Genomic DNA, 25,293 nt, shown 5'->3' with positions numbered 1-25,293 from the left:
TCGAAGCATTAACCCTATATTATTTATTGAATTTCCGATTTTGAAAACTTCAAATAAATTTAATGTAACTATCATCATTTCTTTACAATTAAAGGGTAATTTTGAATTGATGAATAGAAAAAGGGGGATGTTGCAGCCGTGCCGACAGAGGAAAAAAAGACTTTATCTGTTAATTTAGATGATCCTTCTCTTTACAATAATCGGGAGCTAAGCTGGCTTAGCTTCAATTACAGAGTGCTGGAAGAAGCGATGGATGAACAAAATGCTTTATTGGATCGGTTTAAGTTCCTGTCCATTTTCAGCTCTAACCTGGATGAATTTTTTATGGTGCGTGTTGCCGGCCTGCTGGATCAAGTGAAGGCATCTTTCACAAAACCCGAAAATAAAGCGGGATTGACCCCAAAAGAGCAGCTCACAGCGATAGCAGATCTGACCCATCCTCTTATTAAGCAGCAGGATAAAGTCTTTTTGCATTATTTAACTCCCATGCTGGCTAAAGAAAACGTTACATTTAAATCCATCCAAGAGGTTTCCCCTAAGGAACTTGCTTATTTAGAAACTTTTTTTGAAGAGCAGGTGTTTCCTGTATTAACCCCAATGGCGGTGGATACCTATCGACCTTTTCCCATGATCTCAAATAAATCTCTTAATTTGGGTGTGGTGATTGAGGAAAAGAAAAAAGAAAAGAAGAGGCACTTCCCTTTTGAAGGACATTTGGTTCTTGTACAGGTTCCTTCTGTGATTGACCGTTTCGTGGAATTGCCGTCTGAAGGAGCAAAGCGGGAATTCGTTCTTTTAGAGGAAGTGATTTCACGGTTTATTGATAAACTGCTATTTGGCTACGAGGTTAAATCAGTTACGCCATTCCGCATCACACGTAATGCTGACTTAACGATTCATGAGGATGAAGCAGACGATCTATTGCATGAAATTGAAGAGGAATTGAAAAATCGTAAAAGGGGGGCGGCTGTCAGACTGGAAATCCAGCAGCAATTCAGTGATGAACGGGTGGTTAACTACTTGAAAGAAGAGCTTGAAATACAGAATAGCGATGTTTACGCGGTGCAGGCGCCGCTAGATTTGACCTTTCTGTTTTCTTTTTGCCAGACGGTTCAATCAACGCATGAGCATTTAGCTGCTGTAAAAAACATTCCTAAGCCTGCAGCCGAAATGGAAGGGGAGGGAGATATTTTTGAAAAGATTAAAAAGAAAGATATTCTGCTTCATCATCCCTATGAATCATTTGAGCCTATTATTGAATTTATTTCAAAGGCAGCTGCAGATCAATCAGTTCTCGCAATAAAGCAAACGTTATACCGTGTAAGCGGCGATTCTCCAATCATTGAAAGTCTGAAAAAAGCTGCTGAAAATGGCAAGCAGGTCACCGTTCTTGTTGAACTGAAGGCCCGTTTTGATGAAGAAAACAATGTGCAGTGGGCGCGAGAGCTTGAAAGAGCAGGCTGTCATGTAACCTATGGGATGAATTACTTAAAAACACATAGTAAAATAACGCTTGTCGTCCGGCGTGAAAAAAGAAAGATTCAAAGATATGTGCATTTAGGAACAGGCAACTATAATGATGCGACAGCAAAAATCTATACGGATATGGGACTTTTTACAGCTGATAACAAAATTGGCATTGATGCGACGAACTTTTTTAATTACTTAAGCGGCTATATGGATAAGCCATCCTATCATCATCTTTCTGTTTCGCCTTATGGAATACGGGACAAGTTTATTGAACTTATTGATCAGGAAATTCATTTTCAAAAGCAGAATGGCAATGGAAGGATCATTTTGAAAATGAATTCTTTAACGGATAAAGTAATCATTAAAAAGCTATTCGAAGCTTCGATCGCCGGTATTAAGGTTGATTTGATCATAAGAGGAATTTGCTGCTTAAGACCGGGAATTGAAGGGGTTAGTGAAAATATTACTGTTCGAAGCATTGTGGGAACCTTCCTGGAACATACCCGTATCTATTGCTTTCACCATAATGGAAAAGAAAAGGTCTATCTATCCTCTGCAGATTTAATGACAAGGAATATGGAAAACCGGGTGGAAATCTTGTTTCCGCTTTTAAAAAATCATCATAAGAAAAGAGTTCATGAAAACTTAAAAATAATGCTAAAGGACAATGTGAAGGCGAGAGAGCAGGATCCTAATGGTGACTATCATTATGTAAAAAGAAATGAAGGGGAAGAGGAAGTCAACAGCCAGCAATATCTTTGTGATCACGTTGCAGGATTTCAAGAGAATGCCGGAGAAGAAGCTTCAGCGTCTCAAAAATATGGACGCTCCTATATCAGAAGATTGTTCAGTAGAATCAAAAACTAGTAGGAATGTCTGCCTTCAAAAACATCTGGACCGGTACCTTAAAAACTGGGACCGGTCCAGATTTCTTATCTTATTGCGGTATAGCTCTTATCAAGTTCGTTTAATTTTTCATTAAAATCAGCCTGTTTGCGTACGTTTGTGATGACAAGTCCGCTGACCGGAAATGTCGGCATGCGCTCCAGGCTGTAGGAAAGATCCTGTTCAGGCACATCATAGGTTATGTTTTGTGCAAGGAATTGAAAGAATGACCGCATCACATAGACGGTCAGCCATTCGCCGGCACAGCGGTGGCCGATATGGTGATCGCCGCCTCCTTGTGGAATAAAAGAAAACGGACTGCCTTTCCAGTCCCTAAACCTTTCAGGGATAAAGGAATCAGCATCACTCCAAAGGTCAGGGTGACGATTCGTTCCAAAAATGTCGAGAATAACAAGTGTATTCTTCTTAAATTTATGGTCTTGCCAGACGAAATCTTCTTTAACCTTCGCTGCCATTGCGGGCACAAATGGGTAATAACGGCGCACTTCCTGTGAAAACATATGACTATAGTGATCTTTGTTTTCCATAAGCTTATGAGCTGTTTCAGGATGCTCATGCATGGCAGCTGCGCCAAAGGTGAGGAAATAGGCCGTTGCAATAAGCGGGCGAAACGCATTGCTAAGTTCAATGGCTGCCGTTCTCACATCAAGCCGTTTGCCATTATTTTCGCGGTGATGAGCGACAATATAAGCAGCCGTATAAGCAGGAGGATTCATTTTTCCTTTGCGTACAGCTTTAATGATGCCTTCAAGCCATTCCTCATGGCTGTCTCTTGCTTTTTTTCCATCGCGAAAGCGTGAAAGTGAGCCCCCAAACGAGTCAATCATTGCAACAATTTCTTCCGTTCTTTGGTGGACCTCCTCTTCTTCAAGCGGAAACCCGGCCCACTCACAGCCGGCTCTTGTCAAAATTTCCTGCATTTCTCCAAAGAAAATAACCTGATCTGATTTCTCCCAAACATCTACTTTTGCTGCCAAATGCTCAAGTGCAATTTTCTTAAGGTCCTCGACACGCTCTGGTGTAAACATGGACAAAAACATACGTTTTCTGTTTCTGTGGTCTTCTCCATCAAGTGCATGCAAACTGCCATCACCAAAAAGTGACATCTTTAACGGCTTAGGAAGCGCACCCTTTCGTTTGAATTTATCCGGGTCATAAAACACCTCAGCAGCTTCTTCGCCGCACATACAGATTGCCTTTTGACCAAGGATGCGGGTTTTGAAAATATCTGATTCTACCTCTTTTCGCTGGTTAGGAAGAAAGTGAAATCCTTCTTTTATTAGTGAGAGAGAATTGTCAATACCTTTTGCGCGGGGGATGGGGGTTTTTACCTTCATTGCTTCAGCTCCTTCTTATGTAGTAAAGATTTACCTTCGAAGCCTTTATCTGTCATAAAAGCCTCTCTAGTTATCACTACCCATGACTGCTCTGCCTAAACGTATCAGACTTTTACAGCCTGAATTAGGAATGCCTGTCAGGGAGCCTTTAGAACAGTATCTTTTGTTTAAAAATGCTAAGATGAAGGATAGAAAAACCTAATACTCTTTTCTTAGCTACAAGAGGAGAGCCGGTAAAAGGAGGATCACCATTGTCCATTCAAACAGAACAAGACGTAAAAGACGTGATCTCGCATCAAAAGGAATTTTTTCATAGCGGAATAACGAAAAATATTGATTTTCGTATAAAGCAGCTTCGCAAGCTGAAGGAGCTTATAAAGGATCATGAGGATGAGATTCTCTCAGCCCTTAAAAAGGATCTTGGTAAAAATCCCTTTGAAGCGTATGTTTCAGAGATCGGGATCGTGTTAAAAAGCATTCAGAGCATGATTCAAAATGTAAAGCAGTGGGCGAAAACAGAAAAAGTGAAAACACCTCTTTTTCAAATGCCTTCAAAAAGCTTTATTATCAAAGAACCTTATGGCAGTGTTCTCATTATCGGTCCTTTTAATTATCCCTTTCAGCTGGTCATGGAACCCTTGATTGGTTCAATGGCAGCAGGAAACTGTTCTGTTATAAAGCCTTCTGAAAGCACGCCGAATGTTGCTTCTGTTATTAACCAGATCATTTCAAAAAACTACGATCCTGCTTATATTAAGGTGATTGAAGGGGAGAAGGAAGAAACCTCTCTTTTAATTCATGCACCTTTTGATTACTTATTTTTTACCGGCAGTGTCCCGGTAGGAAAAATTGTCATGGAAGCAGCATCAAAAAATCTCGTTCCTCATACGCTTGAGCTCGGCGGGAAAAGCCCTACAATCGTTGATGAAACGGCTGATCTGAAAAAAGCGGCTCAGCGGATTTTATGGGGCAAACTGATGAACGCAGGTCAAACATGTATTGCACCTGATTACCTGGTTGTCCATGAGTCAGTAAAAAATGAACTTGTTGAGCATCTGAAAACGACCATCAAGTCATTTTACGGCGACAGTATTCAAAACAATGATCAGTTTGGCCGGATCGTAAATGAAAAGCATTTTGATCGGTTAGCGGGAATTCTTGAAAAAGACGAAGCACATATTGTGGCAGGGGGAGAAAGAGATCGCGAGGATCGGTTTATCGCTCCGACGCTTCTTGATAATATTTCGTGGAGCAATGAAGCCATGCAGGATGAAATTTTCGGTCCGATTCTGCCAATTCTGACCTACCATGATCTCGATGAAGCTATTGCTATGATTCAATCTCATCCGAAGCCTTTGGCGCTTTATGTTTTTACGGAAAATAAAGCAACTGAGGAAAAGGTGCTTGATCGTCTGTCCTTTGGAGGCGGCTGTGTAAATGACACGATAAGCCATGTGGCAAACGACCAGCTTCCGTTTGGGGGAGTGGGGCATTCAGGCGTTAATGCTTATCATGGAAAGCACAGCTTTGAGCTTTTTTCACACCGGAAAAGCATGATGAAGAAAAGCACAAAAGGAGAGTTTAAACTTGCCTTTCCTCCTTATAAAACAAGTGTAAATACGATTAAAAAAGTCTTGAAATAGTCCATATAAAAGAGGATGAGACTAATCTGTGTCTCATCCTCTATCCGGTTCACTGCGCTTCAGGCGGACGCTTTCCGCGGGGCGGGGCTTGAGCTAACTTGCTTTCAGCAAGTGGATCTCAAGCTCCCGCTACTTCCCGCAGGAGTCGCCACCTTCCGCTCCGTTCACCTCACGTTTCTAAAATTATTGTATCCCACACTTTTTTTATTAAAGATCATTCTTCCTCATAATCCTCATCATCATCTTCTTCAGAAATCAAAATAATAAATTCTTTCAGATTGGTTGCATATTCCTCCAGCTCAGCATCTTCATGGTACCAAAGATAAATGGTATTACCCATTACTCCGTTGGTTACTTTAAAGCATAATTGATCTCCCGTACCATCGTCGCCGATTGCAATCAGGTCTTCAGCCATATAGTCGTATCTGACTTCTGTATTTTGCCGGACAATATCATCCCACGTCTTCTTGAGATTGCCACGGTCTTTAATAGGATAAAGCGTCCACTCACCGATCTCTGGATGATTACACAACTTAAAAAGCTCTTTGTATTGTTCAGGGAATGCTGCACCTAACTTTTCTTCAGCTTCTTTAATAGCTGATTCATCTACTCCTGGTTCCCTTGAATGAAGCAGGTCTTTTACATCGTTCATGCCGATAACACCACCCGATTAGTATAAGAAGAAAATTTCGATATCTAAGCGGTAATTCATTCTTACTATGGTATATAGTTCACCATGCTCTGTTTATCTTAAGAATAAATCGCATACAAAGCATCATGAAGTGCCGGGTACTCAAACTCAAATCCTTTTTCCTGAAGCACCTTTGGCAGCACCTTCTGCCCCTCCAGTACGAGGGCGCTTTTATCACCAAGCGCCAGCTTTAAGGCAAATCCCGGAGCAGGAATCCAGTGTGGGCGGTTTAACACCTTCCCCAGTGTCTGGCCAAACTCCTTCATCCTCATTGGGTTAGGTGCTGTTACGTTAAATGGACCTTCGAGCGAATCTTCTTCAATGGCAAAAAGGATCGCTTTTGCTGCATCCTTATGGTGAATCCAGGAAAGCCATTGCCTGCCGCTAGCGACCGTTCCGCCGGCCATCAGCTTATAAGGCAGCGCCATGCTCGGCAGCGCTCCATCTTTCTTGCCTAAAATAATGCCAAAGCGTGCACAGGTAACCCGTACCCCCTCATCCTGGGCAAGAAGTGCTTTCTTTTCCCAATCCACGCACGTTTGCGCAAGAAATCCTTCGCCGCGCTCACTTGATTGTTCTGTATAAATTTTCGTCTCTGAAGGAGGGTAATAGCCGACTGCACTGGCATTCACCAGAACAGAAGGCGTGGAATCGAGCGAACGGATGATGCGAAGAATCTCCTCAGTTGCTTCCATCCGGCTATCATAAATTTTCTTTTTTTGTGTGTCATTCCAGCGGCCGTTATTAATAGATTCGCCCGCAAGATTTATTACTGCATCCAAGTCCGGCAGGTCCGATTCCGGGGCAGCTGAATCGGTAAGCCATTCAATATATGAGACAAGAGGCTTATTCTTATACTTGTCCGGATTTCTTGTTAAAATATAGACATGGTGATTATTTTCCGTCAGTAAATTGGTGACAGCCTGTCCAAGAAAGCCTGTTCCGCCGCTTAAAAGAACGTTCATATGACATCCCTCCACATTTGTTATCCTTACTATTTCCTCTTTTGATAGGATAAAACCTGCAACGAATGTGTTAGAGTGGAGAAAGAGGTGTTAAATGTGCCGATCATAACAAAAATTACCCAGCAGCAAAAGAATAAGGAACGCTATAATATTTTTTTAGACGGAAAATACGCTTTTAGCGTGGATGAAGAAGTCTTAGCCCGCTATCAGCTTGGAAAAAATAAAGAACTGACAGACTTTGATATAGGTGAAATTGAATACGATGATGAAATCCGTAAAGGGTTCAATAAAGCACTCGTTTATTTAAGCTACAGAATGCGGTCGGAGCATGAAATTCAAGTTTATCTAAAAGAGCAGGAGATGGGGGACGCTTCAATCGAAGAAGTGCTGCATAAGCTTCGTAAGTATGGCTATGTAAACGACAGCGAATTCGCTAAAGCATTTGTTAATACCCAGCTTAGAACCTCAGACAAGGGTCCGAGACATCTCTCCAATGCCCTGAGAGAAAAAGGCATTTCACCATCTATCATTGAAGAAACGCTGGAGGCTGTAAGCGAAGAGGAATGGCTTGAACGGGCTCAGCAGGTGATGGAAAAGGTTATTAAAAAGAATACGAAGCAATCAAAGCTCCAGATTAAAAAGAAGGGTCAGGATACCTTGTCGCGAAAAGGATATGAAGGTCCTGTCGTGAATGCTGTGTTATCTGAGCTCCATATCGAGCGGGATGTTGATGAAAAATGGGCAGCCATCTACTCTCAGGCAAAAAAAGCTCACTCAAAGCTTTCCAGAAAGTATGAGGACTATGAATACATTCAGCGAATGAAGCAGACGCTTTTTAGAAAAGGCTTTGCAATGGAAGAAATCGATCAGGCAATTGAGCATATAAAAACAGAGGAAAGCCGGCAGGAATAGCCGGCAGCCTTTATTTTTTTGATTCAATGACAATTTCGTCTTCAGTTTTCATTTTTTCAATAATGATTTGCGCAACTTCCTTTGGAGTCCGGAAGCGGGTGGGGTCCTTTACATGGTCGGACTGCTCCCAAAAAGGAGTATTCATCCCGCCCATATAAGCCCGGATGACTCTAATGCCGTCCGGCTCGAGCTCCAAGGAAAGGCTTTCTGAAAAACCCTTTAATGCAAATTTGCTTGCAGCGTAGCCTGATTCATTGACCTTACCGCGAAGCGCTGCAGTTGAAAGAATATTGAGGAAGATTCCTCTTTTTCTTTTTTTCATTTCAGGCACGAAGGCTCTTGTCAGAAGCATGGGAGCGAAGGTGTTAACCTGAAACATATCCTGCCATTCCTTTGGCTCCATGGCGTCAACTGATCCAAAGTGGCCAACGCCGGCGTTATTAACAACGAGATCGACTGGCCAAAGGGAAAGCTCCTTAAGCTTTTTTACTGCTGACCTGATCTGTTCTTCATCGGTTACATCAAATGGAAGTTCTGTAGCGCTGCCGCTATGGTTAATCTGCTCTGCAAGCTGAATAATCGGCTTCTGTCTTCTTCCTACTAAAACAACATGATAAGTTTTACTGAGCTCCAGTGCCAGTTCTTTTCCAAGGCCCGTGCCGGCGCCTGTAATAAGAGCAATTGGTAAATCCATCGAATATCCTCCTTATCTAGATTCATCTTTTCCATTGTTAAAGGTAAAAGAGGGAATGTCAACTAAGACTTCTATAAGACGTTTTAAAGGGAATTTCGTATAATAATGATGAGGTGATGATCGTGTCAACAGAAAATAGATACAGTACGATGTCAAGGCATGAGTTAAACCAGGAAATTGCTGCACTTAAGGAAAAAGCCCGTAAAGCAGAACAGCTCGGCTACGTGAATGAGTTTGCTGTTTTGGAACGTAAGGCTGTAATGGCTCAAAGCTATCTGCTCGACCCAAAGCAATACAAACCTGGAAATATATATGGAATTACAACCACTCCGGGAAGCTATTTTAAAATTGATTATATTAACGGAGTTTTTGCATGGGGCTACCGTCTAAAAGGGGAAAAACAGCTCGAAGCATTGCCGATTGCCATGCTTGAAAACGATACAAAGGGCGGGGATTTAAGTGAACAATGAAAAAGAACAGCTCGCAAAATTGCTTCAGGAAAAAAATTCGTCACTGCCTTATCAAAAAGCATTAACGCTTGTCGAGCTGCTTTGGGAGGATTTTGAAGCTACTTATGCCAAGGCTGGACATGATTATAAAGGTAAGGAACTAACAGAGCGTGTTGTGCGGCAGTGGGTTCAAAACTACGGAGAAAGACTTCATGAAGTGGCTGCGATGAATCCTAAATATGCAGGACTTTTAAGCGATGAAGAGGATACGAAGCATTAAAAACTGGAGACCTATTTAGGATCTCCAGCTTTTTTAATTATTCGTTTGGAATTATATCCAGTTTTTTCTTCAGTTTTTCCTCACTGAAGATCCAGCCTGTATAGGAGCTGATCGTATTCAGGTCTTGGTCCATTTGTACGACGGCTACAAACGGATAGTGATCGTTGCTTCGGTAGCGGAGGTCAATAAAGCGCACCTCATACTGATCATCCGTTTCTGTAAGCTCCCATCTGTAAATAGGCGAGAAGGATAAGAAAGCTGAGACATTTTTATCTTTCTTGGCCTTTTTGAATATCTCATCATCCGGTATAGAAATCCGTTTGAACTTATCATAAATGGTAATTGATCTTCCGTAAGCTCTCCCTACATAAAAATGCTCTTTTGTTTGTGCAGCAATCCGCCATTGGTAAAAACGCATGGTAGGTGCGATAATAACACTGTCCGCCTGCGGAATTGTATTTTTAATTGAATGGCGAACCGCCTGCTGGAGCAAAAAGCGAACAACGTAGTAAACCACAATAATGGCATACATACTTAAAAATGTAGGGACCGGATCAGCGCCGAATGCCCAAATCAATAGTCCGATTACATGAATGCCGAAGATGATTGGATCAAACGTATTAATTACCCCAAGCGCGACCCATTTCCTTGAAAATGGCCTCAGTGCCTGGGTGCCATAAGAGTTGAAAATATCAACAAATACGTGCAGGAAAACAGCTAAAAAGGTCCAAAGCCAAAGATGAAGCACATTTGCTTCAGGGTAAAAAGGAAACAAAGCGGCGGTAATTAAGATTGGCCAAAGCATAACTGCGGGGATGGAATGGGTGATCCCTCTATGATGGCGTATATAAACGGCGTTATTTCTAAGCTTTAAAACGGTATCTGCGTCAGGTGCCTGTGATCCGATAACGGCTGCAATTAAAACACTTTGAGCGGTGACGGGGTCATTTGCCACCACAGGGTCGATCGCTGCCAGACCGCCTATTGCAAAACCCATAACAATATGCGTTCCTGTGTCCAAATGGAACCCTCCTTCTAATCCGACTTATTTCATTAGTAACTGTCATTTGCTTTTATTTAGTATGATCAGTAATCTTTTATATTTCAACCCTAAACCGTCTGTTACTATTCATCGTAAACAAAGCTCTTCTTACTTATTCCCAATCTACAGCAAGTAGTAACATCATGGAGGTATAAAGATGCAGGAAACTCTTCAGAATCAGCTGGAAAAAATGAATGAAAAAGAATTTCAAAAAGATTTAATTCAATGGTTTGAAAAAGAAATGCGCGATTTGCCCTGGAGAAAAAACCAGGACCCATACAGAGTATGGGTGTCTGAAATCATGCTCCAACAGACGAGAGTCGATACGGTTATCCCATACTATAATCGTTTTATGGAACAGTTTCCTACCATTGAAGCGCTCGCCTTTGCCCCTGAAGAAAAAGTGTTAAAGGCGTGGGAAGGACTGGGCTATTATTCACGTGCACGCAATCTTCAGAGTGCAGTAAGAGAGGTCCATGAACAATACGGAGGTCAGGTGCCTAAGGATCCAAAAGAAATTTCTGCTTTAAAAGGCGTTGGTCCCTATACAGCGGGCGCTATTTTAAGTATCGCCTATGACATTCCGGAGCCTGCTGTCGATGGAAATGTTATGCGTGTTCTGTCAAGAATACTTTCTCTTTGGGATGATATAGCCAAACCATCGTCGAGAAAAATATTTGAAGAAGCAGTGCGTCATCTTATTAATAAAGAGAATCCTTCTTATTTTAACCAGGCTATGATGGAATTAGGCGCTTTAATTTGTACACCGACGTCTCCTTCTTGTTTATTATGTCCGGTTCAGGAGCATTGCTTAGCTTTTTCAGAAGGAATTCAGCGCGATCTCCCTGTAAAGACTAAAAAGAAATCAACAAAAGTGATTGATCTTCTAACTGTAATGGTACAAAATCAAGATGGTGATTGGCTGATGAATCAGCGTCCAGCGCAGGGACTTTTAGCTAACCTGTGGGAATTTCCAAGCTTCGAAAAACAGCAGGAACAGGAGTCAGCCGTTCAGATCCAGGAGTTTTTAAAGACGGATTTTAATGTAGAGGCGGTCGTTGATGCCGAGCCTGTATTGGTACAGGATCACGTGTTTTCCCATCTAACCTGGAAGATGGTTATTTTTAAAGCAAAAACAAAAGATCAAACAAGTATTGGCGATAGAGCCGCCTGGATGAACCGTGAAGCAATTGAAAGAGTAGCACTGCCGGTGTCCCACAGAAAGATATGGAATCATTATCTTTCTACATAATTTCAATCGTCCAATATAAAGTGGAGATTCTATTTAGACAGGAGAGACTAACATGACAAATAAAGTAGCATTAGTAACAGGAAGCAGCAGAGGTGTAGGAAAAGCGATTGCGCTGGCATTAGCTTCAAAAGGATATGATATCGTCGTTAATTACGCAAGAAGCAAGCAGGCTGCACTTGATACAGCAGCAGAGATTGAGAAGATGGGGCAAAAAGCCATCGTCGTCAGAGCGAATGTTGGCGATGTAGAGAAAATCAAAAAAATGTTCCAGGAAATCAACGAACAGTTTGGACGGCTTGATGTTTTTATTAATAATGCCGCATCAGGCGTTTTGCGCCCTGCAATGGAGCTTGAAGAATCCCACTGGAACTGGACGATGAATATTAACAGTAAAGCGCTCCTTTTCTGTGCGCAGGAAGCCACAAAGCTTATGCCTGAAGAGGGAGGAAAGATTGTCAGCATTTCCTCGCTTGGCTCCATCCGCTATTTGGACAACTACACAACTGTAGGCGTTTCAAAAGCGGCATTAGAAGCGTTAACCCGCTATCTGGCTGTAGAGCTTTCTCCTAAAAATATTGCAGTCAATGCTGTATCTGGAGGAGCAATCGATACCGATGCTTTGACTCATTTTCCAAATCGCGAGGAGCTGCTTGAGGATGCGAGAAGCAAGACGCCTGCTGGAAGAATGGTTGAAATTGAAGACCTGGTTAAAACCGTGTTATTCCTTGTTTCAGAGGACTCTTCGATGATACGAGGACAAACCATTATTGTAGATGGCGGCCGTTCTTTGCTTGTGTAAAAAAGTGAATAAACTTTCTCCACTCTGGTTACATTAACTAGCGTGGAGGTGAGACCCTAATGAAAAACAATAAAACAACTTCTGGCACTAACGTGCAAAAAGTTAAAAACCAAAATGCTCAAGCTGGAAACCAGTATGCTAATGAATTTGCTCAAGAAACAGATGTAAACGAAGTAAAGCGTCAAAATCAACAATCAGAAGCTAACAAAAACAACGCTTCTAAAAACAACCAGCAAAACCGTTAATTTTTTAAAGCCGCTCCTTTTTGGGGCGGCTTTTTCAATATGTAAAAAGGAAATTTTGAATTCGCTAAAAGTACATAGAATGTGACAAATAAACTTAAAGGACATTTTAGGTAAAGGGGGAATTTATTAGAGGTGAGGAGGGATTCCATCATGAATGGATTTAAAAGACGAGTGCTTGATCAGATGGAGATTGCTGAGGAATTGCTCTGGCTGCATGCTGAGGTAGAGAAAAAGAAGAAAATGCAGAGTCTCATGCAAACACTGGCAATATCAGAATCTGCAGAACAGCTGGCTCTTCAGCTGGAAGAACTACAGGAGCGCTTAAAATCGGTCCAGGAACAGTTTGATCAGCAGATGACCGATGTAATCGCAGCCTTTCACGCATGAACATTCGTAAAGCAGGGTATATATGTCAATAGCCGATTGATTGAGCCGCCATGTCTCTTGGTGGCTCTTTTTCGTATAAAAGGGTATAATGGTAAAATACACACAGGAACGGAACATGAAATTTGATGAAAAAAGTCTAATCAAGCATGATAAAGGCAGGCGATTGTCAATGACGCTACCAGTTGAAGGGCAGAGTATACAAATACATAGTTATAAGCATGATGGCTTGATTCATCGGGTCTGGCAGGAAACGACTGTTCTTAAAGGAACAAGAAATATCGTTATTGGCGGAAATGATCGAACAATCGTCACTGAATCAGACGGAAGAACCTGGCTGACGAGAGAGCCGGCTATTTGTTATTTTCATGCTGAGCACTGGTTCAATATTATTTGTATGCTAAGAGAAGATGGCGTTTATTATTATTGTAATTTGAGCTCACCATTTGTTTATGATGAGCAGGCACTAAAATACATCGATTATGATTTAGATATTAAAGTATATCCTGATATGTCTTATACCCTTCTTGATGAGGATGAGTACGAAGAGCATCGAAGGCAGATGGGGTACCCGAATGTAATCGATCAGATCCTGAAGCGTAATGTAGACAAATTAATCCGGTGGATCAAGCAGAGAAGAGGTCCGTTTGCCCCTGACTTTATCGATGTGTGGTACAGCCGTTATTTATTTCAGAAGCGATATCGTCAAAAAGAATAGTCTATTCTTTTTCCCTGTTGGTGTTTCAACAGGTTTTTTCATGTTCAGGACGGGGTAGAGAAATAGCCTCGCGAGGTCATAAGCCACGCTGCCTCAGTGGATAAAGAGCATCCACTTGGCCACCGCGTCTTATGCTTGTCACCCCTAAACGCCTGCTTCCGCTTTTAATGGTATCCAGCTGCAGCAGGCAGGGGCTCGAGTCATAAGTCATCCCGCCCAATAGGCAAAAAGCGCCTATCTGTGCGGGCTGCCTTATGCTTGTCGCCCCTAAACGCCTGCTTCCGCTTTTAATGGTATCCAGCTGCAGCGGGCAGGGGCTCGAGGTTTTAAGGTCACGCTGACTTAATGGCAAAAAGCGCCATTATGCCAGCGCGCCTTAAACTTGTCGCCCCTAAACGCCTGCTTCCGCTTTTAATGGTATCCAGCTGCAGCAGGCAGGGGCTCGAGTCATAAGTCATCCCGCCCAATAGGCAAAAAGCGCCTATCTGTGCGGGCTGCCTTATGCTTGTCGCCCCTAAACGCCTGCTTCCGCTTTTAATAAATAGAAAGAAGTTGATTGGTTTTGGATAGTATTAAGCGTTATATGTCGTTTGTTAAGCCGTATAAGTGGCAGATTATTTGGACGCTGCTTATTGGGATTGTTAAGTTTGCTATTCCTCTTTTGATCCCGGTGTTAATTCAATATGTAATTGATGACATTATAGGCGGTGATATGAGTGCTGCTGAACAGATGTCCCAGCTTTTTTGGTTAATAGGCATTGCGGTGGTTCTTTTTGTGATCGTCAGGCCGCCTGTAGAGTATTATCGCCAGTATTTTGCCCAGTGGACGAGCAATAAAATTCTATTTGACATACGTGACCAGCTGTTTTCGCATATGCAGAAGCTGAGCTTTAAGTATTATGCGAATACAAGAGCGGGTGAAGTCATTTCCCGGGTGATTAATGACGTGGAACAAACGAAAAATTTTGTTATGACAGGTCTTATGAATTTATGGCTGGACGTTGCAACAATTCTAATCGCTATTGCTATTATGCTTACTTATGATGTTAAATTAACCCTTGTTGCGATCGCGGTATTTCCATTATATGCTTTTTCTGTGAGCTATTTCTTCGGCCGTCTCCGTATGCTTACCCGAAATCGCTCTCAGGCGCTTGCAGAAGTGCAGGGCTATTTGCATGAGCGGGTTCAGGGGATGAGTGTGATTAAGAGCTTTGCTATTGAAGATCATGAACAAAATCAATTTGACGGGAAAAACGGAAATTTCCTTACAAAAGCCATTGACCAGACAAAATGGAATGCGAAAGCCTTTGCTGTAGTTAATACGATCACAGATATAGCGCCGCTTATGGTTATTGGATATGCCGGGTACCGGGTGATTGAAAATGATCTTTCCCTCGGGATCATGGTTGCATTCATTGCTTATGTCGAGCGGCTTTACAATCCATTAAGAAGACTTGTTAACAGCTCCACCACGCTAACTCAGTCAATCGCCTCCATGGACCGGGTGTTTGAGCTGGTGGATGAAAAGTACGATGTAGACGATAAGCCGGGAGCTAAGGATGTGCAAAACGTTAGAGGAGAAATTGTCTTTGACCATGTTTCTTTTTCGTATGATGAAGAAGAAGCCAATGTGCTCGATGATGTCCATCTGCATGTGAAAGAGGGAGAAACGATTGCATTTGTCGGGATGAGCGGCGGTGGGAAATCAACAATTGTTAGTTTAATTCCAAGATTTTATGATGTGACAAAAGGCAGAATTACACTGGATGGAACAGACCTGCGGGACTTTAAAGTGAGAAGTTTAAGAAACCAGATTGGTATGGTGCTGCAGGATAATATTTTATTTAGTGAATCCGTCATGATGAATATTAAAATGGGTGATCCTGAGGCTTCTGATGAAGCGGCAATCGCTGCAGCAAAAGCAGCGAATGCACATGACTTTATCATGGAGCTTCCTGAGGGCTATGATACAAAAGTAGGGGAAAGAGGCGTTAAGCTGTCTGGCGGACAAAAGCAGAGGGTCGCCATTGCGCGTGTCTTCTTGAAAAATCCTCCTATCTTGATACTAGACGAAGCCACTTCTGCTCTTGATCTTGAAAGCGAGCATTTAATTCAGGAATCAATCGAGCTCCTTGCAAAAGAGAGAACGACCTTTATTGTCGCGCACCGCCTTTCAACGATTACTCATGCAGACCGTATTGTCGTAATCGATCACGGTAATATTGCAGAAAGCGGATCCCATCAGCAGCTTATGAAGGAAAAGGGTCTTTATTATAATCTTTTCCAGGTTCAGCAGCTTGATGATTAACATGAAAAGAGCCTCCGGGGATAAACCCTGGAGGCTCTTTTTAATCCATTAATCAAAATCTCTGTCTGGCAAAAACATGTCATTGTCTTCTTTATGATAGGACTGAAGGCTTGCAATTAATGTATCTAGATGATTGAGATGTTCTTCATATTCAAGCATTGCAGAGAGTACATGAAGCAGGTGATAAGCATTGTTTTCCTCTTCATCACGCGCTTTATTTACCTCCTTCATAAAGATGTCTGTGACTTCTTTATGATTTAAGCATGTATGATTCAGCTGTTCGTCCTCATTCGTAGCTTTCACTTTCCGGACAAACCGTAAAAGCAGCTGCTCATGGTAGCTCATTAAGCAGTCAAGCTGTTCCTGAATTAGGAGCTGGAGCGATTCAGGAACATGATTAAGTTCATTTTCAAAACGGTGAAGTCTTTTTAAAATTTCAAAGTTTCTTCTTGCAGTTGAAATCATTTGGCGGTAGACAACAAGCTTTCTTGTTTTTGAAACAGAGTTACGCTTCAGGTATCCACGCTCTTCTTTATACATTAAATAGATTTGGTCTATTTTAATTAGACGTTCTTTAAATTTCTCAATATCTTTTTTCAGCAGCTGATGCTCAGTAGCATGACGTGTGCTCAGGCGAACCCACTTAACCAAATCATCGGTAGTAGTGGAGATCTTGTAATAAAGCTTCGTTTCATACTTTGGAGGAAGAAAAATCAGATTAACAACAAATGAGGACAAGACTCCAAGCATGATGGTTGTAAAACGCAATAAAGCAAAAGTGACAAATTCTACCTGTTGAACCTCCATAATGGCGATTAATGTAACAAGAGCTAAGCCAATGGTCGATTCAATTTTAAGCTTTAGTATGATCGTTATCGTAATGACAGCAGCAAATCCAATAACCACTACATGATTTCCAAATATTAATACGAATAACACAGCTACGACAGCACCAATTATATTTGCCTGAATATGCTCCAAAATAGAAACAAAGGACCGGTAAATGGTTGGCTGCACCACAAATGCAGCGGCAATACCTGCAAAAATGGGTGATGGGAGCTGCAGGAATTCAGCTAAATACAAGGCTAAAACAATGGCAATTCCTGTTTTAAGAACTCGGGCTCCGAGTTTCATAAATAAAAGGTTTCCTTTCTTGACGTTTTAAGTACGTTATTCATTGCCTTTAATAGGTAAAATAATTAGGCAACAGTAGTAATATACATTGGTTGGATAGGGACTGCAAGGGAAATGAAGAAGAAATCTTCCTGTCTTAAATATCCTGAAAATATAAACAAATAAAAAAGGGACAAAACCAAGTTAATTGGTTTTGTCCCTTTGAAACTGGTTTATAGCTGCTTGAATGCGTGATCGACAGCTTCCAGTGTTTTTGTTATATCATCCTCTGTATGAGCGGTTGTCAGGAACCAGGCCTCATATTTTGATGGAGCTAAATTAATTCCCTGCTCAAGCATCAGCTTAAAGAATTTTGCGAAGATTTCTCCGTCGGTGGCTTCAGCCTGATCATAGTTAACTACCTTTTGATCTGTAAAATAAATGGTAAGAGCACCTTTTAAGCGGTTAATGGTAATGGTCACGCCATGTTTAGCGGCAGCTTCCAATATCCCTCTTTCAAGAATTTCACCTAGGCGGTCCATTTCGTCATAAACGCCTTCTTCTTTGAGAACCTCTAAGCAGGCGATTCCTGCCTGGATGGAGGCTGGATTACCGGCCATTGTTCCGGCCTGGTAAGCTGGTCCAAGCGGCGCAATCTTCTCCATAATATCAACGCGGCCGCCATAAGCGCCAATCGGCAGGCCGCCGCCAATGATTTTACCCATTGCAGTAAGGTCAGGCTTAACATTCAGTAAGTCCTGAGCTCCGCCATACATAAAGCGGAAGGCAGTAATAACCTCATCGTAAATAACAAGAGCGCCGGCGTCGTGAGCATGCTTATTGATTTCTTCAAGGAAGCCAGGAACGGGCTCAACGATTCCGAAATTACCTACGATCGGCTCCACAAGCACCCCGGCAATTTCATCTCCCCATTTAGCTAGCGCCTCTTTAAATGGCTCAATTTCATTAAATGGAACAGTGATAACCTCGCTTGCAATGTTTTTCGTTACTCCTGCCGAATCAGGTGTGCCGAGTGTAGCCGGACCGGAGCCTGCTGCAACAAGTACCAGATCAGAGTGACCGTGGTAGCAGCCGGCAAATTTAATAATTTTATCTCTGCCGGTAAACGCCCGGGCAACACGGATGGTTGTCATAACGGCTTCTGTTCCTGAGTTGGTAAACCGTACCTTTTCCATTGCAGGCATCGCCTCTTTAAGCATTTTTGCAAATGTAACTTCGTGCTTAGTAGGTGTCCCGTATAATATTCCAGTTTCAGCAGCGTGCTGAATGGCTTTTGTAATATGAGGGTGGGCATGGCCGGTGATGATGGGACCGTATGCAGCAAGGTAATCAATATACTGATTGCCGTCCACGTCCCAAAAATATGCTCCCTTTGCCCGCTCCATTGCAACAGGGGAGCCTCCCCCAACGGCTTTAAATGAGCGGGATGGGCTATTTACACCGCCTACAATATGTTCAAGAGCTTCTGTATGTAGCTGTTCAGATTTAGAAAAATTCATTATGTCTCCTCCAAGTCATGGCATCATAGGTATTGTAATATGATGTACTTTAATGCGCAAATAAGGAGGACTGGCTTATGGGATGGCTGGTGCTGGTATGCATCGTAATTATGACAGGGTATGGGATTAAAAGACTTCTAACCACCTCCTGGGAGGGACAAGTCTTCTCTTTTAAGAATTTTCTTCTTTTAACCGTTACATACGGCGTTTTATTAACAGGGTTTGCTACCGTTTATACCGTCATGACACTTGAGGGAGTAGAGGTAATGGAAATTGACACAACAAATCATTCCTTCTGGTCATTGTTTTCCACTTCTATTTATCTTAGCGGGATGATGCTTTTCTCTATTGGAAATGGGGAAATAATCCCTTTAGGGTTGGGGCGCTGGGTGTCATTAATGGCAAGCTATTTAGGGCATGCTTTACCTGTAACGGTTGTCTGGACGTTAATCTTCAACCGTCCGCCTTCTGAATAATGAAGGTTTATCGTTGATATTGTCTTTTTAATTAAGTAAGCTATTATCATAACTTCAGTTACGGAGGCGTTTTTATGGGATTTAATCCAGGAGATCAGGCACCGGAGTTCACTCTTGAAACTCAGTCGGGTGAAAAGGTGTCATTGAGTGATTACAAAGGAAAGAAGAACGTTGTTTTGTATTTTTATCCTAAAGATATGACGCCGGGCTGTACAACTCAAGCCTGCGATTTTCGCGATCACCATTCTTCATTTGAAGGAGTAGATGCGGTTATTTTGGGCGTTAGTCCCGATCCGAAGGAAAAGCATGTGAAATTTATTGACAAGCATGACCTGCCATTTGAACTGCTGGTAGATGAAAATCATGCAGCAGCAGAGAGATATGGCGTTTGGAAGCTTAAAAACACCTTCGGCAAAGAGTATATGGGAATCGAAAGATCAACCTTTGCCATTGATAAAGAGGGACGGATCGCCAAGGAGTGGAGAGGTGTCCGTGTAAAAGGGCACGTAGAGGAAACGCTCAAATTTATCCAGGACCATTTAACTTAAACAGAAAATAAAATGTATGCAGCTCATCACCTGCATACATTTATTTTTTTAATCATGCGAAAATTGTCTAAATTTCGGATTTTTTAAAACCCCTTTTTTTCAGATCAGTAAATCATTATACTTGCACTACCTCTGGGTAAAAGAATTGTTAGAAAATTTACTATTATCTTAGTTTAGGAGGATTTTATGGACACTACAAAAAAGCGAGGAGTTTTTTCCAAAGGACTTGATGGAATCGAGCGCGTTGGAAACAAGCTTCCTCACCCGGTCACGCTGTTTTTCCTATTTGCTGCCATGGTTGTACTGGCTTCAGCTTTAGGTTCAGCGTTAGGCTGGTCTGTTGAAAATGCTGAAGGAGAAACGATTGGTGTATTTAACCTTCTCAGCTCTGAAGGTATTTTATACATGTTTGAATCCGCTGTAACAAACTTTACAGGGTTCGCGCCGCTCGGAACCGTACTTGTTACGATGCTTGGCATCGGGATCGCTGAGCGCTCAGGATTAATCTCGGCTGCGCTTAAAGCGCTGGTAACATCTGTGCCTAAACAGCTGTTAACAGCTGCTTTAGTGTTTGGAGGCATTATGTCTTCCATGGCTGCTGATGCAGGTTATGTTGTATTAACCCCGCTTGGAGCTGTATTATTCGCTGGTCTCGGCCGTCACCCTCTTGCTGGTCTTGCAGCAGCATTTGCAGGGGTATCAGCCGGCTTTAGTGCCAACTTGCTGGTAACTTCACTTGATCCATTGCTCGGTGCATTAACGATTGAAGCCGCTTCTACTTATGATGCTTCTTATGCAGAAGGTATGAATATCCTGATGAATTACTACTTTATGATTGCTTCTGTTATTGTTCTTACCATTGTAGGAACCCTTGTAACCGAAAAAATTGTAGAGCCTCGTCTTGGAACGTATAAAGGGGAGGGAAGTGACGCTGAAGGAGAAAACATGAAGGAAGTTACTCCTGCAGAGAAAAAAGGTCTTTGGATGGCATTGCTTTCAATTATTGTAACAAGCGGTCTTATTTCTCTGCTTGTTGTTCCAAGCTGGGGACCTTTACGTGCGGGACTCCCAAATGATGAAATTTTATCAGCGCCGTTCTTCCAGACCCTTGTTCCGATCTTGTTCATCTTCTTTTTAATCCCGGGCTTTGTATACGGCCTGGTAACGAAAACAATAAGAAACGACAAAGATGTTGCCAATCAAATGTCTGATACCATGGCGACAATGGGGATGTATATTGTTTTGGCATTTGCTGCCGGGCAATTTGTTGCGTATTTTAATACGAGCAATCTGGGACAAATCTTTGCTTATAATGCAGCGGGCTGGCTAGGTAATGCCGGTCTTGAAGGTATGCTGCTGGTGCTTGGCTTTATGTTTGTGGTAGGTGTGATTAATATATTCATTGGCAGTTCATCAGCAAAGTGGGCATTTATGGCTCCTGTATTTGTTCCTATTATGATGGAGCTGGGATATGCTCCGGAACTCACACAAGTGCTGTACCGAATCGCTGATTCCACTACAAATATTATTTCACCTTTAATGCCATACTTCGCCATCGTTATAGCTTTTGCGCAGAAGTATGATAAAAAAGTTGGTATTGGTACATTAATTTCTACCATGATTCCATACTCTATTGTTTTTTCAATCGTATGGACGATCATGCTGCTTATCTTTATGTACACAGGAATCGACCTTGGTCCTGGGGCGAATGTGTTTTATTCAAGATAACGACTCTACTCCTGCCTATCAGTGGCAGGAGTTTTTATTTAAGCATGAATTATTCAACTATTTGACAAAATGATTCCAAGGCGAGTACACTATTTATAAAGATTATAAAGAAAGACTTTTTATAGAAAGAGGTGCATGACAGTGTCAGAAATGCAGCTGCGAGACGCATTAGATTCACTTAAAGGGACTGGAGTGCGTATCACTCCACAACGTCATGCGATTTTAGAATTTCTGGTAGGATCAATGTCACACCCGACAGCTGATGATATTTATAAAGCGCTTGAAGGGAAATTTCCTAATATGAGTGTGGCCACAGTATATAACAACTTGCGTGTTTTTAGAGAAGTTGGTCTGGTGAAGGAACTAACCTATGGAGATTCTTCTAGTCGCTTTGATTTTGTGACGACTGATCATTACCATGCGATTTGCCAGGACTGCGGCAAGATTGTCGATTTTCACTATCCTGGACTGGATGAGGTAGAGCATCTTGCTTCCCACGTGACAGGCTTTAAAGTGAATAATCACCGGATGGAAGTCTACGGTTCCTGTCAGGACTGCTCAGAAAAAAAAGAAGCCCATTAAGGGCTTCTTTTTATTTGGAGAAAATTAATCAGACTTAACTGCAGAAATTTTCTTTTTCTTGTTGTAATCCTCATTGAACTCTTCACCTTCAAGATCAGGGTCAAGGGTCAGAGGCTCCCGGCAATGCATGCACATATCAACGCGTCCGAGAATTTTTGTTGGCTTTTCACAATTTGGACAGTTAACTACGACTGCTTTAGTAGAAAGCATACCGATCCAGAAATACACCACCATGCTAAAGAGCAGGGCAATCATGCCAAGTGCAATGAAAATCAACATGATAACCGGACTCTCCCTAAAGAAGATTCCTCCATACATGATGACAAACCCTATAAATATAAGAGCAAGCGCAAAAGATCTGATTTTATTAATTTTATTTGAATATGTTTTAGCCATTATTGTCCCCCCTGAGCTTTTACTATATCATAGAAATTTAGCAGTAAAAGAAAGAAATGGTGACGGATTAATTACGAAATCTGAGAAGGTAAATGACATTCTTTGTCGAATGTTATAAAAACGCAGATTAAATTGAGAAGGAGTTCACTCTATTATGGAAGACATTTTACGCCCGATCTATCAGGAAAGAGCAAGCCAGCCTAATACACTTGGCATTCTGATTGTAGAAAAAAAAGACCGTAAAAGCCCTCTTACAGATACGTTTGATACTGTTTTGCTCATCATCGTTAAGCAGGCGGAGCTTCCGGTTTTTATAAAACACTATACATATCAAGGCAATAAAGCTGCTATGCACATCGTAACGGAAGCCCAGATTAAAGACTGGCTCCTGCTTGGGAGCAACCGTAAAATTACGGAATGGCTGTTAACAGGAAGAATTATTTTTGATCGAAACGAGTATGTGGATAACATGAGAACGGAGCTAAGGGACTTTCCTTTCTACGGCAGAAAGATCAAGATGGGGATTGAATTTGCAAAGCTGATCCGGCGGTATATGGACGGTAAAGCATTCTTTGCATCGCGTCATTTTCTTGATGCCTATAATCATGTAGTGCATTCTTTACATCACCTGGCCAGGCTTGCTGTAATCGAAAATGGTTTTCATCCTGAGGTGACGGTATGGAATCAGGTAAAGCAAATTGAGCCGGAGATCTTTAAGCTTTACGAAGAATTGGTTAACAGTGAAGAAACCCTTGAAAAAAGGCTGGAGCTGCTTTTTCTTGCAAGTGAGTTTTTAATTCATTCACGCATCCAGGTAGGGTCAAGCCATCTGACAGAAATAATAGGACAAAAAGAAACATGGAGCTTTCAGGAACTTCAATCTCATGAAGAGCTGCAATTTTACTCTGTGGACTTGTCGGTTATGATTGAATTCCTAATAGAGAAAAACGTTATTTACACGAATGAAATAGAGACAAAAGGTAAAGGGATTTATCACCGATATTATTCTGTGAAAAAAGTTTAAAAAACTATTGCTCTTTATCAATATTCTTGTTATGATATTAATCGTCGCTGCAGAGAGCTTCGAAGTGAAAGTGCAGCGGCGAAAAAAAGTATTGACACATAATTAAAAGTTATGTTAATATAAGAAAGTCGCCCAAACGAAAAGAGCGGCAAACGAATAATTGAACCTTGAAAACTAAACAACCAAAAACGTCAACGTTAATTCTTGATTTAAATGAAACAAATGAGCTTTTCAAACACTTTACGGAGAGTTTGATCCTGGCTCAGGACGAACGCTGGCGGCGTGCCTAATACATGCAAGTCGAGCGGATCGTTTGGAGCTTGCTCCAAACGATTAGCGGCGGACGGGTGAGTAACACGTGGGCAATCTGCCCGTAAGACTGGGATAACTCCGGGAAACCGGGGCTAATACCGGATAATTCCGGCTCTCTCCTGAGAGCCGGCTGAAAGATGGTTTCGGCTATCACTTACGGATGAGCCCGCGGCGCATTAGCTAGTTGGTGAGGTAACGGCTCACCAAGGCGACGATGCGTAGCCGACCTGAGAGGGTGATCGGCCACACTGGGACTGAGACACGGCCCAGACTCCTACGGGAGGCAGCAGTAGGGAATCTTCCGCAATGGACGAAAGTCTGACGGAGCAACGCCGCGTGAGTGAAGAAGGTTTTCGGATCGTAAAACTCTGTTGTTAGGGAAGAACACGTACGAGAGTAACTGCTCGTACCTTGACGGTACCTAACCAGAAAGCCACGGCTAACTACGTGCCAGCAGCCGCGGTAATACGTAGGTGGCAAGCGTTGTCCGGAATTATTGGGCGTAAAGCGCGCGCAGGTGGTTCCTTAAGTCTGATGTGAAAGCCCCCGGCTCAACCGGGGAGGGTCATTGGAAACTGGGGAACTTGAGTGCAGGAGAGGAAAGTGGAATTCCACGTGTAGCGGTGAAATGCGTAGATATGTGGAGGAACACCAGTGGCGAAGGCGACTTTCTGGCCTGTAACTGACACTGAGGCGCGAAAGCGTGGGGAGCAAACAGGATTAGATACCCTGGTAGTCCACGCCGTAAACGATGAGTGCTAAGTGTTGGGGGGTTTCCGCCCCTCAGTGCTGCAGCTAACGCATTAAGCACTCCGCCTGGGGAGTACGGCCGCAAGGCTGAAACTCAAAGGAATTGACGGGGGCCCGCACAAGCGGTGGAGCATGTGGTTTAATTCGAAGCAACGCGAAGAACCTTACCAGGTCTTGACATCCCACTGCCCGGTCTAGAGATAGACTTTTCCCTTCGGGGACAGTGGTGACAGGTGGTGCATGGTTGTCGTCAGCTCGTGTCGTGAGATGTTGGGTTAAGTCCCGCAACGAGCGCAACCCTTGATCTTAGTTGCCAGCATTCAGTTGGGCACTCTAAGGTGACTGCCGGTGACAAACCGGAGGAAGGTGGGGATGACGTCAAATCATCATGCCCCTTATGACCTGGGCTACACACGTGCTACAATGGACGATACAAAGGGCAGCGAGACCGCGAGGTGGAGCTAATCCCATAAAATCGTTCTCAGTTCGGATTGTAGGCTGCAACTCGCCTACATGAAGCTGGAATCGCTAGTAATCGCGGATCAGCATGCCGCGGTGAATACGTTCCCGGGCCTTGTACACACCGCCCGTCACACCACGAGAGTTTGTAACACCCGAAGTCGGTGAGGTAACCTTTATGGAGCCAGCCGCCTAAGGTGGGACAGATGATTGGGGTGAAGTCGTAACAAGGTAGCCGTATCGGAAGGTGCGGCTGGATCACCTCCTTTCTAAGGAAATGGCCGATGGCT

At 42.6% G+C, this 25,293-nt stretch carries 25 protein-coding genes and 1 rRNA gene; 17 read left to right on the top strand and 9 right to left on the bottom strand.

What is annotated here, in order from left to right; all coding sequences use genetic code 11:
• The first annotated feature begins 138 nt into the window (after positions 1 to 138).
• Positions 139 to 2,337, top strand: coding sequence for an RNA degradosome polyphosphate kinase (locus C4B60_RS18155; RefSeq protein ID WP_104059459.1), 2,199 nt, complete (start codon positions 139 to 141; stop codon positions 2,335 to 2,337).
• A 65-nt stretch (positions 2,338 to 2,402) separates the two neighbouring features.
• Here the strand turns inward: C4B60_RS18155 and cypC are convergent, their stop codons facing one another.
• Entirely contained in the window at positions 2,403 to 3,713 is a 1,311-nt protein-coding gene (cypC, locus tag C4B60_RS18150) for a CYP152 family fatty-acid peroxygenase CypC (protein WP_104059458.1), read from the bottom strand.
• A gap of 251 nt (positions 3,714 to 3,964) precedes the next feature.
• On the opposite strand from cypC, the gene C4B60_RS18145 reads away from it, so the two are divergent.
• Positions 3,965 to 5,356 (top strand): aldehyde dehydrogenase, encoded by a 1,392-nt coding sequence (locus tag C4B60_RS18145; RefSeq protein WP_104059457.1) that lies wholly within the window; start codon positions 3,965 to 3,967, stop codon positions 5,354 to 5,356.
• A 214-nt stretch (positions 5,357 to 5,570) separates the two neighbouring features.
• Here the strand turns inward: C4B60_RS18145 and C4B60_RS18140 are convergent, their stop codons facing one another.
• Together C4B60_RS18140 and C4B60_RS18135 are read right to left on the bottom strand one after the other, a co-directional pair.
• Complete coding sequence (locus C4B60_RS18140; protein ID WP_104059456.1) at positions 5,571 to 6,008, bottom strand: SMI1/KNR4 family protein; 438 nt, start codon at positions 6,006 to 6,008, stop codon at positions 5,571 to 5,573.
• A 98-nt stretch (positions 6,009 to 6,106) separates the two neighbouring features.
• A complete protein-coding gene (locus C4B60_RS18135; RefSeq protein WP_104059455.1) occupies positions 6,107 to 7,012 on the bottom strand; it encodes a TIGR01777 family oxidoreductase in 906 nt (301 codons plus the stop codon).
• A gap of 96 nt (positions 7,013 to 7,108) precedes the next feature.
• On the opposite strand from C4B60_RS18135, the gene recX reads away from it, so the two are divergent.
• Entirely contained in the window at positions 7,109 to 7,924 is an 816-nt protein-coding gene (recX, locus tag C4B60_RS18130) for a recombination regulator RecX (RefSeq protein ID WP_167578699.1), read from the top strand.
• A 10-nt stretch (positions 7,925 to 7,934) separates the two neighbouring features.
• On the opposite strand, the gene C4B60_RS18125 is transcribed toward recX, so the two are convergent.
• Entirely contained in the window at positions 7,935 to 8,618 is a 684-nt protein-coding gene (locus tag C4B60_RS18125) for an SDR family NAD(P)-dependent oxidoreductase (RefSeq protein WP_104059453.1), read from the bottom strand.
• A 116-nt stretch (positions 8,619 to 8,734) separates the two neighbouring features.
• On the opposite strand from C4B60_RS18125, the gene C4B60_RS18120 reads away from it, so the two are divergent.
• On the top strand, positions 8,735 to 9,088 hold the full coding sequence (locus tag C4B60_RS18120; RefSeq protein ID WP_104059452.1) for a YfhH family protein: 354 nt from the start codon (positions 8,735 to 8,737) through the stop codon (positions 9,086 to 9,088).
• Positions 9,078 to 9,347 (top strand): YfhJ family protein, encoded by a 270-nt coding sequence (locus C4B60_RS18115; protein WP_104059451.1) that lies wholly within the window; start codon positions 9,078 to 9,080, stop codon positions 9,345 to 9,347. The genes C4B60_RS18120 and C4B60_RS18115 overlap by 11 nt, the downstream gene beginning before the upstream one ends.
• A gap of 37 nt (positions 9,348 to 9,384) precedes the next feature.
• On the opposite strand, the gene C4B60_RS18110 is transcribed toward C4B60_RS18115, so the two are convergent.
• Positions 9,385 to 10,368 (bottom strand): metal-dependent hydrolase, encoded by a 984-nt coding sequence (locus tag C4B60_RS18110; RefSeq protein WP_104059450.1) that lies wholly within the window; start codon positions 10,366 to 10,368, stop codon positions 9,385 to 9,387.
• Between the two features lie 178 nt (positions 10,369 to 10,546).
• Between C4B60_RS18110 and mutY the strand changes: the two genes are divergently transcribed.
• From mutY to ntdP, 5 genes are all read left to right on the top strand, one after another.
• Positions 10,547 to 11,641: an A/G-specific adenine glycosylase gene (gene mutY, locus C4B60_RS18105; RefSeq protein ID WP_104059449.1), complete on the top strand. Its 1,095-nt coding sequence runs from the start codon at positions 10,547 to 10,549 to the stop codon at positions 11,639 to 11,641.
• 52 nt (positions 11,642 to 11,693) lie between these two features.
• Positions 11,694 to 12,440 carry an enoyl-[acyl-carrier-protein] reductase FabL gene (gene fabL / locus C4B60_RS18100; protein WP_104059448.1) on the top strand — a complete coding sequence of 249 codons (747 nt, stop codon included), beginning with the start codon at positions 11,694 to 11,696 and terminating at the stop codon, positions 12,438 to 12,440.
• Positions 12,441 to 12,499: 59 nt separating this feature from the next.
• Positions 12,500 to 12,685 (top strand): gamma-type small acid-soluble spore protein, encoded by a 186-nt coding sequence (locus C4B60_RS18095; RefSeq protein WP_104059447.1) that lies wholly within the window; start codon positions 12,500 to 12,502, stop codon positions 12,683 to 12,685.
• A gap of 150 nt (positions 12,686 to 12,835) precedes the next feature.
• Complete coding sequence (locus C4B60_RS18090; RefSeq protein WP_104059446.1) at positions 12,836 to 13,072, top strand: YgaB family protein; 237 nt, start codon at positions 12,836 to 12,838, stop codon at positions 13,070 to 13,072.
• Between the two features lie 169 nt (positions 13,073 to 13,241).
• The gene (ntdP, locus tag C4B60_RS18085) at positions 13,242 to 13,787 is read left to right on the top strand and encodes a nucleoside tri-diphosphate phosphatase (protein WP_104059617.1); all 546 of its coding nucleotides are present in this window, start codon (positions 13,242 to 13,244) and stop codon (positions 13,785 to 13,787) included.
• A gap of 76 nt (positions 13,788 to 13,863) precedes the next feature.
• Here ntdP and C4B60_RS21285 read toward each other — a convergent pair whose 3' ends face one another.
• Positions 13,864 to 14,139, bottom strand: coding sequence for a hypothetical protein (locus C4B60_RS21285; protein WP_135122143.1), 276 nt, complete (start codon positions 14,137 to 14,139; stop codon positions 13,864 to 13,866).
• 210 nt (positions 14,140 to 14,349) lie between these two features.
• Between C4B60_RS21285 and C4B60_RS18080 the strand changes: the two genes are divergently transcribed.
• Complete coding sequence (locus tag C4B60_RS18080; RefSeq protein ID WP_104059445.1) at positions 14,350 to 16,095, top strand: ABC transporter ATP-binding protein; 1,746 nt, start codon at positions 14,350 to 14,352, stop codon at positions 16,093 to 16,095.
• Positions 16,096 to 16,143: 48 nt separating this feature from the next.
• Here the strand turns inward: C4B60_RS18080 and C4B60_RS18075 are convergent, their stop codons facing one another.
• Positions 16,144 to 17,229 carry an FUSC family protein gene (locus C4B60_RS18075; RefSeq protein ID WP_104059444.1) on the bottom strand — a complete coding sequence of 362 codons (1,086 nt, stop codon included), beginning with the start codon at positions 17,227 to 17,229 and terminating at the stop codon, positions 16,144 to 16,146.
• Between the two features lie 212 nt (positions 17,230 to 17,441).
• Complete coding sequence (locus tag C4B60_RS18070) at positions 17,442 to 18,728, bottom strand: glutamate-1-semialdehyde 2,1-aminomutase (RefSeq protein ID WP_104059443.1); 1,287 nt, start codon at positions 18,726 to 18,728, stop codon at positions 17,442 to 17,444.
• Between the two features lie 77 nt (positions 18,729 to 18,805).
• Between C4B60_RS18070 and C4B60_RS18065 the strand changes: the two genes are divergently transcribed.
• From C4B60_RS18065 to perR, 4 genes are all read left to right on the top strand, one after another.
• Positions 18,806 to 19,204: a hypothetical protein gene (locus tag C4B60_RS18065; protein ID WP_104059442.1), complete on the top strand. Its 399-nt coding sequence runs from the start codon at positions 18,806 to 18,808 to the stop codon at positions 19,202 to 19,204.
• Positions 19,205 to 19,278: 74 nt separating this feature from the next.
• Positions 19,279 to 19,752 (top strand): thioredoxin-dependent thiol peroxidase, encoded by a 474-nt coding sequence (gene bcp, locus C4B60_RS18060; protein ID WP_104059441.1) that lies wholly within the window; start codon positions 19,279 to 19,281, stop codon positions 19,750 to 19,752.
• Between the two features lie 186 nt (positions 19,753 to 19,938).
• Positions 19,939 to 21,480: an AbgT family transporter gene (locus C4B60_RS18055; RefSeq protein WP_104059440.1), complete on the top strand. Its 1,542-nt coding sequence runs from the start codon at positions 19,939 to 19,941 to the stop codon at positions 21,478 to 21,480.
• A gap of 135 nt (positions 21,481 to 21,615) precedes the next feature.
• Positions 21,616 to 22,062, top strand: coding sequence for a peroxide-responsive transcriptional repressor PerR (gene perR, locus C4B60_RS18050; protein ID WP_104059439.1), 447 nt, complete (start codon positions 21,616 to 21,618; stop codon positions 22,060 to 22,062).
• A gap of 24 nt (positions 22,063 to 22,086) precedes the next feature.
• Here the strand turns inward: perR and C4B60_RS18045 are convergent, their stop codons facing one another.
• On the bottom strand, positions 22,087 to 22,458 hold the full coding sequence (locus C4B60_RS18045; protein WP_104059438.1) for a YgzB family protein: 372 nt from the start codon (positions 22,456 to 22,458) through the stop codon (positions 22,087 to 22,089).
• 154 nt (positions 22,459 to 22,612) lie between these two features.
• Between C4B60_RS18045 and C4B60_RS18040 the strand changes: the two genes are divergently transcribed.
• Positions 22,613 to 23,482, top strand: coding sequence for a nucleotidyltransferase-like protein (locus tag C4B60_RS18040; protein WP_104059437.1), 870 nt, complete (start codon positions 22,613 to 22,615; stop codon positions 23,480 to 23,482).
• Positions 23,483 to 23,721: 239 nt separating this feature from the next.
• Positions 23,722 to 25,272: ribosomal RNA gene (locus C4B60_RS18035) — 16S ribosomal RNA — on the top strand.
• The last annotated feature ends 21 nt before the right edge of the window (positions 25,273 to 25,293 follow it).

Source organism: Jeotgalibacillus proteolyticus (assembly GCF_002926065.1).
Lineage (GTDB): Bacteria > Bacillota > Bacilli > Bacillales > Jeotgalibacillaceae > Jeotgalibacillus > Jeotgalibacillus proteolyticus.
Note: the sequence above shows the minus strand (reverse complement) of the source record. Positions and strands in the feature narration are given on the sequence as shown.